General features: G+C 74.3%; 8 protein-coding genes. 2 read left to right on the top strand and 6 right to left on the bottom strand.

Features of this window, described 5'->3' with window-relative positions:
• Nucleotides 1-443: RICIN domain-containing protein (locus tag GT045_RS12085; RefSeq protein ID WP_161334154.1), on the top strand; the 443-nt coding region annotated here is incomplete at its 5' end.
• Between the two features lie 102 nt (nt 444-545).
• On the opposite strand, the gene GT045_RS12080 is transcribed toward GT045_RS12085, so the two are convergent.
• Nucleotides 546-1715 (bottom strand): lactate 2-monooxygenase, encoded by a 1170-nt coding sequence (locus GT045_RS12080; protein WP_161334153.1) that lies wholly within the window; start codon nt 1713-1715, stop codon nt 546-548.
• A gap of 573 nt (nt 1716-2288) precedes the next feature.
• On the opposite strand from GT045_RS12080, the gene GT045_RS12075 reads away from it, so the two are divergent.
• Nucleotides 2289-2723, top strand: a complete 435-nt coding sequence (locus GT045_RS12075; protein ID WP_161289121.1) for a protease inhibitor — start codon at nt 2289-2291, stop codon at nt 2721-2723.
• A gap of 207 nt (nt 2724-2930) precedes the next feature.
• Here GT045_RS12075 and GT045_RS38870 read toward each other — a convergent pair whose 3' ends face one another.
• The 5 genes from GT045_RS38870 to GT045_RS12055 form a co-directional block, all read right to left on the bottom strand.
• Nucleotides 2931-3152: a CDGSH iron-sulfur domain-containing protein gene (locus GT045_RS38870; protein ID WP_161334152.1), complete on the bottom strand. Its 222-nt coding sequence runs from the start codon at nt 3150-3152 to the stop codon at nt 2931-2933.
• On the bottom strand, nt 3133-3786 hold the full coding sequence (locus GT045_RS12065) for a HemK2/MTQ2 family protein methyltransferase (protein ID WP_345942620.1): 654 nt from the start codon (nt 3784-3786) through the stop codon (nt 3133-3135). The genes GT045_RS38870 and GT045_RS12065 overlap by 20 nt, the downstream gene beginning before the upstream one ends.
• Before the next feature lie 21 nt (nt 3787-3807).
• Complete coding sequence (locus GT045_RS12060; RefSeq protein WP_161334151.1) at nt 3808-4890, bottom strand: iron-containing redox enzyme family protein; 1083 nt, start codon at nt 4888-4890, stop codon at nt 3808-3810.
• Nucleotides 4891-5018: 128 nt separating this feature from the next.
• Nucleotides 5019-5186 (bottom strand): hypothetical protein, encoded by a 168-nt coding sequence (locus GT045_RS38865; protein WP_202515842.1) that lies wholly within the window; start codon nt 5184-5186, stop codon nt 5019-5021.
• A gap of 150 nt (nt 5187-5336) precedes the next feature.
• Nucleotides 5337-6842 carry an MFS transporter gene (locus tag GT045_RS12055; RefSeq protein ID WP_161334150.1) on the bottom strand — a complete coding sequence of 502 codons (1506 nt, stop codon included), beginning with the start codon at nt 6840-6842 and terminating at the stop codon, nt 5337-5339.
• Nucleotides 6843-7473 lie beyond the last annotated feature (631 nt).

Here is a 7473-nt window from a genome sequence, read left to right as displayed (position 1 = left end):
CGCTGCGCAACGCCGCCGCCGGTCTGTGCCTCGACGCCGGGGGCACGCCCCGCGCCGGGGCGAGCGCCGTGCTCGCCGCGTGCTCCGGTGCCCTCACGCAGCGGTGGACGTACGACGCCGACGGGCAGCTGCGCAGCGCGGCCGACACCGGCCTGTGCCTGGACTCGCACGCCGACGCCGGTGTGGTGCTGCTGGGGGACTGCGCCGACGCCGGGTCGAAGCGCGGTGACGACGTGCGCTACGACCTCACCGCGCAGGGTGAGCTGCTGCCCCGCTGGGACCGGACCCTCGCCCTCGCCGCCGGGGACCGGGCCGGCGACGACCTCGTGGTGAAGGTGCGGGACGGTTCCGCCGGACAGCGCTGGACGGCCGGCGCGCCGACGCCGGGCCGGAGTTCGCTCTCCATGGCCGGGCCCGGAGGGCGGACGGGCCGGCCGGCCTAGCGCCTGCGGTGCTGCGGTGCGGTGCGGCGCGGGGACGTCGCCCGGTGCGGGGTCGCCGCCGGCCGATCGCGTGGCCCCCGTCCCGGGGTGCCGTCCGCCGGCTCAGACGGGAGTGTCGGTCAGGGCCGCCGGGGTCAGGGTGGCCGGGGTGGCGTGGCCCGAGAGTGCGAGCGTGAGGTCGAACTCGGCCAGGACGCAGCGGATCACGTGCTCCACGCCTGCCTGGCCGTCCAGACCGAGTCCGTAGACGTAGGGCCGGCCCAGCAGGACCGCCCGGGCGCCCAGGGCCAGGGCCTTGAAGACGTCGTCGCCGGTGCGGACCCCGCTGTCGAACAGGACCGCCAGGCGGTCGCCGACCGCCTCGGCGACCCGGGGCAGCGCGTCGGCCGCCGCGACCGAGCCGGCCACCTGCCGGCCCCCGTGGTTGGAGACCACCACGCCGTTCATCCCGGCGTCCGCGGCCAGCCGGGCGTCGTCCGGGTGCAGCACGCCCTTGACGACGATCGGCCCGGCCCAGTGCTCCCGCAGGAAGCCCAGGTCCGGCCAGGTGTGGCCGGCGTCCCCGAACAGGCCCAGGAAGTGCAGCACCGCCGCGTTCGGGTCCTCGTCCACCGGCTTGGCGAGGCCCGCCCGGAACGCCGGGTCGGTGAAGTAGTTGGCGGTGCCCACGCCGTGCAGGAACGGCAGGTACGCCTGGTCCAGGTCCCGGGGCCGCCAGGCCAGCAGCGGGGTGTCCAGGGTGACCACGAGAACGGAGAAGCCGGCCGCCTTCGCGCGGGCGAGGAAGCTGCGGGTCACCTCGCGGTCCCGGCCCCAGTACAGCTGGAACCACCGTTCGGCGTCCCCCATCGCCTCCGCCACCTGCTCCAGCGGTGTGCTCGACGCCGAGGACAGGACGAACGGCACGCCCTGGGCGGCGGCGGCCCGGGCGGCGGCGGTCTCCGCGTCCGGATGCATGATCGACAGGACCCCGACGGGCGCGAGCGCGAGCGGTGCCGGCAGGGTCCGCCCGAACACCTCGGTCGTCAGCTCGCGCTCGCGGACGTCCCGGAGCATGCGCGGCACGATCCGGTGCCGGGCGAGCGCCGCCCGGTTGGCGCGTGCCGTGCCGCCGTCGCCCGCGCTGCCCGCCACATAGCCCACCGGGCCGGGGCCGAGCCGGTGCTCGGCCAGCTCCTCCAGCCGGGTGAGGTCGGTCGGGAGCCGGGGCACCTTCCCGGACATCCCGTTCAGGTAGATCTCGTACTGGAAGTCCGCCCAGTGCCGCGTCATCCGTAGCCCCTCCGCGCGTGGTCGTCGGTCGCCTGCCGGGCTGACGATACCGACCGGTAGGTCAGCGGTGGCAGGGTCCGGTGGCGGGCGGGCACCGCCACCCGTAGGGCCCTTCCGGGCGGCGGTCCCTCCACTCTCCGCACCGAGGGCGGAGGAGCGGTCCCCGCCTCTCCGTACCGCGGGCGGAGGAGCGGTCCTCGTCCGTGGTCCCCGTCCGCGGGCTCCTGCCGGTCTGTCGGATGGCGGAGGCGCCGGCTCCCGGTGATCACTTCGTGAACACGAGGAGTCATGAAGGGACTTTTCGAGGGCGAACCGTGAATGTTTCAGGACGATTAACGAAGCGCTGATTTTCGGCCATCTGGCCGCAAGCGAGACGGGGGAACCGCTCTGTTGCTGGGTCACAGGGTTCGAATTCCGTGACTTCACGCCACTGATTCAACACGAAAGGTTACTGAAACCCATGGGTTCGATGTGAGTTTCGCCCGGCGACTCGGCAGAGTGGCGCTCGCCACCACGGTCCCGACCGGGTCCGAGCCGGCACATCGTCTCTGTTCGAGCGGAAGGATGCACACAATGCGGAACACCGCGCGCTGGGCAGCGGCCCTCGGCCTCACGGCCGCCGCCGTTTGCGGACCCCTGATCGGGGCCGCCGTCGCTGCACCGGGCGCCGCCCCGTCGTCGCTCTACGCCCCCTCGGCACTGGTGCTCACCACCGGCCACGGCAGCGACGCGGCCACGGCCACTCCGGAGCGCGCAGTCACCCTGAACTGCGCCCCGACGGCCTCCGGCACCCACCCCGCCGCGCCCCGGGCCTGCGCCGAACTGCGCGGACTCGACGGCGACCTCGGGGCCCTGAAGCCCGCCGACGGCGTGATGTGCACCAAGCTCTACGACCCCGTCGTCGTCACGGTGCAGGGTGTCTGGCAGGGCAAGCGCCTCTCCTATGAGCGCACGTTCGGCAACGCGTGCATGAAGGATGCCGTCAACAGCAGCCTGTTCGCGTTCTAGGACCGGGATCGCACGGGTCCTCGCGACACCGGACAAGGCCCGCAACTGGGGAGTGCGGCCCCTGGAGCGGGGAACCTGCGATCTCGCACCGGGGCAGGCGGGCGGAGTGGGGCCTCCCGCCGGTCCCGGGCACACAGCCGCTCCCCGGGCAGGCCCGTGGGGGGCCTTCCGGGGAGCGGCGAAAAACAAGCGGTTTCAACCAGGTGTTCAGCCCTTGCGCCGGTGACTCGTGTCGCACCAGGGGTAGCGGCGACTGCGCCGGCAGGTACACAGAGCGACGCGGAACCGGTCCGAGGAGACCGTGGTCCCGTCCTCAAGTTCGACTTCCACGGGCCCTTCCACCAGGAGGGGCCCGCGTCGTCGTACGGTGATCCGGCGGGGCCGCTCGGCGGAGCCGTCCGCCGCGGAGTCAGCAGGGTCGTTCGGCACGGATGACCACCAGCTCTTCCCTGTCGTCGGCCGGCGCGAGCAGACCGCGCCGGCGCAGCCATTCCTCCCGGGAGCGCAGTACCGGGCCGAGGGCGATCCAGCGGCGCCGGACCACCGTGGCCTTCAGACCCGACGCCCGCAGCAGCTCCAGCGTGCGGTCGGGACCGCTCAGCGCCGAGTGCACGATCAGCAGCAGTCCGCCGGGGCGCAGCAGCGCCGGCGCGTCGCGGCAGATCCGGTCCAGCAGCAGCCGCCCGTCGCTCCCCGCGTCCCAGGCCCGGGACCGGCCGCGCGGACCGCGCCCGGCCTCGGGCGCCGGCACGTACGGGGGGTTCGTCAGGATGACGTCGTACGTCCGGCCCAGCACCGGCGTGAAGAGGTTGCCGCGCCGGGTGCGCACCGGAAGCCGGGACAGCCACGCGTTCAGCCGGGCCGTCCACACCGCCCGCCGGGACACGTCCACCGCGGTCACCTCGGCGCCGCGCCGGGCCGCCTCGAGGGCCAGCGCGCCGCTCCCGGTGCAGACGTCCAGCACCCGCGCGCCGGGTGGCAGGGCCTCCTGGCGCAGGACCTCCGCCAGCAGCTCCGTGTCGTCCTGAGGGGCGTACACGCCCGGTATCAGCAATGCGATCACCTCGCGCGGGTACCCCGGGATTCAGGATGTATGGGACATTTCCTGATCCCTGGGTGTCTCCTGGGACGGGCCCCGGGGCGCACGGCCGTCCGGCGCCGGGGAGGTCACGGGCGCCGGCAGGGGTTTCCGCAGGGCCGACCGCCCCGCCGTCCAGGCGTCGAGCAGCCGCCGGGCCAGCCGGTCCTCCAGGTACTCGGTCGCGTCGATGCCGAAGGTGATGTCCGGTGCCAGCTCCGGTTCCTCGGCGAGCAGCCCGCCGATCACCTCGTGCCGGACGACCTGCTCGTGCACCGCGTCCGCCTCGACGTGCTCGTCGTAGAAGAACTCCGCGGCCGGGCCGGCGCCGGTGCGGCGCATGGCCTCGGCCAGCCGGCGGGAGGCGGGCGAGGACGTGATCTCCACCTCGGCGAAGTGGCCCACCAGTGCTCCGCGCAGCTGCCGGTGCAGCCCGAACAGGGACATCAGGTTGACCACCGCCAGCATCTCGGCCGGGGCCGCGTCCAGGTGGCGGCCGTAGGAGGTGTCCAGGCCCAGGTCCGTCATGAGGTCGGCGAACAGGCGCGCGTGCACCCGCTCGGCCCGGCCGCCGCCGAACTCGTCGAACTCCACCGCGGCCATCGCCGCCTTCGCCCGGCCCCACAGCCGGGGCAGCACCCAGGCGTGCGGGTCGGCCTCCTTCAGGTGGTACAGCGAGCGCACCGCCGCGTACTCCCGTACCTGCCACAGCTCGCCCCGCGCGCACAGGAAGTGGGAGACGCCCGTGCCCTCGGCCGGCTCGACCAGGAGGGCGCCGAGCGCTTCGTCCAGACTGTCGTGGGCGGGGCTGTCGGCGCGCAGCGCCGTGAGGAAGCGGTGTTCCAGGGCCGCCCGGACGCGCAGCAGCTCGGGATCCCACTCGGTGTCCGGCGGCACCCCGGCGAAGCCGCGGTAGTGCAGCTCGTAGCACAGGTACAGGGCGAGCTGGAGGTCGTCGCCGTACGGGTCCGCGGCCTGGGCGTCCGCCGGGCGGGGGAGCGGGCCCGCGCCGCGCAGGCAGGCGGTGACGGCGGCGGAGAGAGGCCCGCGGGGCGGGGGCAGCTGAGGTCCTCGCAGGTGGTCGTTCATGGGGCTCGGGTACCCGGCTCCCGGGAAAGCATCAGTACTCACTCGCGTGCCGGCCGCGTCCGCCGGGCCGCGCTCGGGCCTGTTCCGCGGCGCGCCGGGCCGCCTTGTCCGGTCCGTCCGGTTCGGCCTCAGTCGCCCTCCGCCTGTTCCTGCGCCCCGGTGTTCGGGGTGATGGCGTCGCCGGCCTCGCCCTCGGCCGTCTTGTCCTCGTCGCGCTTCTCGGCCTCCTCGACCTCCCGGAGCACCTCCTCCAGGGCCGTCTCCGGCCGGTCCTCGTGGTCGTCGCCGCCGGGCATGACGTCTCCTTCCGCCGTGGTGGTGATCTCCGTGATCTCCTGTGCGGGTTACCCACCCGCACGTTCTCAAGCGTCGGACCGGACAGGCCGGGGGGCCGCCGTCTCCCTGCGGACGGCGGCCCCCCGGCCCGATGGCGGCGACTGCGGCGGCTACATGTGGACGACGGGTGCGGCGTCGGCGTCCTGCCGCGGCACCCCGCGGCGGTAGAGGAGGAAGGCGATCACCGCGCCCGCCCCGAAGAGGACCGCCGACCACCGGAAGGCGGTGGTGTAGCTCTCGATGGTGGCCTGTGCCCGCACCAGCCGGGCGGCGGCGTCCCGGCCGGAGAGGTAGTCGGTGGCGGCGCTCGCCGCGAGGGTGTTCAGCAGGGCCGTACCGATCGACCCGCCCACCTGCTGCATGGCGTTGACGGTCGCGGAGGCGACGCCCGCGTCCTCGGCCGCGACCCCGCCGGTGGCCAGTTGCATGGCCGGCGGCATGACCAGGCCGAGGCCCACGCCGATCACGATCAGCTGCGGCAGCACCGCGCCGAGGTAGTGCGAGCCGAGGCCGATGCCGGTCAGCCAGGCCATGCCGGCCGTGGCGATCGCGAAGCCCAGCGGGATGACGGTCTTCGGGCCGAGCCGCGGCAGCAGCATCGTGGTGCCCGCCTGCGCGGTCACCATCAGCGCGCCGACCATCGGCAGGAAGGCGACGCCGGTGCGCGTGGGGCTGAAACCGAGGTTGAGCTGGAGGTAGTAGGTCAGGAAGAGGAACACGCCGAACATGCCCGCGCCGGTGATGAGCACCGCGACGAAGGAGGCCGCGCGGTCGCGGTCGAGCAGGATCCGCAGCGGCAGCAGCGGGTGCGCCGTCCGGGTCTGCCACCAGGTGAACGCCGCCAGCAGGACCCCGCCCGCGAGCAGGAAACCCCAGGTCATCGGCGAGCCCCAGTCATGGGTCTCGGCGTTGGAGAAGCCGTAGACCAGGGAGAACAGGCCAGCGGCGACGAGAACCGTGCCCGGTACGTCGAGCTTGGCGTGCGCCGCGTCGCGGTGGTTGCCCAGCAGCAGCCAGCCGCCCGCGAAGGCGACGACGGCGATGGCGACGTTCACGTACAGCGTCCAGCGCCAGTCCAGCGCGTCGGTCAGCACGCCACCGAGCAGCAGGCCGACCGCGCCGCCGGCCCCGGCGATGGCGCCGTACACGCTGAATGCGCGCGCCCGTTCCCGGGCGTCGGTGAACGTGGTGTTGAGCAGCGACAACGCGGCGGGGGCGAGCAGGGCGCCGAAGGCGCCCTGGAGGGCGCGCGCGGCGACCAGCATGGTGAAGCCGTTCGCGGCGCCGCCGAGCGCGGAGGCCGCGGCGAAGCCGACGACACCGACGAGGAAGGCCGGCTTGCGGCCGAACAGGTCGGCTATGCGGCCGCCGAGCAGCAGCAGGGAGGCGAAGGCCAGGGCGTAGGCGGTGACGATCCACTGCCGGTTGCCGTCGGAGAAGCCGAGGTCGGTCTGGGCGGAGGGCAGGGCGATGTTCACGATCGTGGCGTCGAGGACCACCATCAGCTGGGCGATGGCGACGACCGCGAGGATCCACCACCGCCTGGGCGAGGCCGCGCCCTTCTCCGTCGGGGCCGCTCCCGCGTGGGAGCCTGCGGCCAGGGTCTTCTCGGGCATGGGGGCCACTCCAGGGAAGTCGTCCGGGAACGGGAAGGCAAACAGCTCGTAAACGAAACTGTTTCGTACACATCGAGCCTACGACGCCACGAGCGAAACGGCAACGTTTCTTTATTTCGCTCGCCGCCGGAGGTGCCCGCGTGCGCCCGCCACCGGGCCCGGACCGGGCGGGCCGCGGGTCAGGCGCGGAAGACCCGGCGGAGACCGCAGCCAGCGGACCGGGCCCGGCCGGGGGGCGATCGGTGGGCCTTGGGGCCCGGCCGGGGGGTGTGTGATCGGTGGGCCTTGAGGCACGGCCTGGGGCGGGCGGCGGGCCTTGAGCACGGCCGGTAGGCCGTCAGCGGGCCTTGGGTACGGCCGGTAGGCGGTCAGCGGGGCTTGGGTACGGCCGGTAGGCGATCGGTGGGCCTTGGGTACGGCCGGGAGGCGGGCGGTGGGCCTTGGGGCACGGTTCCGTCGGTGGGCTTCGGGGCGCGCGCGGTGGCCGCGTCGTCCGGGCCGACAAGGGGCTCAGGGCACGGTCGGTGGCCCCCCGGTGGTCCGGGCCGTGGTCCGGGCCGCGCCGGGCTCTCGGCCGGCCGACCGTGGTCCCCGCCGGGCTCTCGGCCGGCCGCCCGTGGTCGCCGGTGGT

It is taken from the genome of Streptomyces sp. SID486 (assembly GCF_009865385.1).
In the GTDB taxonomy this organism is placed as follows: Bacteria; Actinomycetota; Actinomycetes; order Streptomycetales; family Streptomycetaceae; genus Streptomyces.
This window is presented reverse-complemented; position numbering and strand designations above follow the sequence as displayed.

Bases quoted from the DNA above. Each gene is read 5' to 3' on its own strand.
- GT045_RS12080 (WP_161334153.1), bottom strand. From the start codon at position 1,715: ATGACGCGGCACTGGGCGGACTTCCAGTACGAGATCTACCTGAACGGG.
- GT045_RS12075 (WP_161289121.1), top strand. From the start codon at position 2,289: ATGCGGAACACCGCGCGCTGGGCAGCGGCCCTCGGCCTCACGGCCGCC.
- GT045_RS12060 (WP_161334151.1), bottom strand. From the start codon at position 4,890: ATGAACGACCACCTGCGAGGACCTCAGCTGCCCCCGCCCCGCGGGCCT.
- GT045_RS38865 (WP_202515842.1), bottom strand. From the start codon at position 5,186: ATGCCCGGCGGCGACGACCACGAGGACCGGCCGGAGACGGCCCTGGAG.
- GT045_RS12055 (WP_161334150.1), bottom strand. From the start codon at position 6,842: ATGCCCGAGAAGACCCTGGCCGCAGGCTCCCACGCGGGAGCGGCCCCG.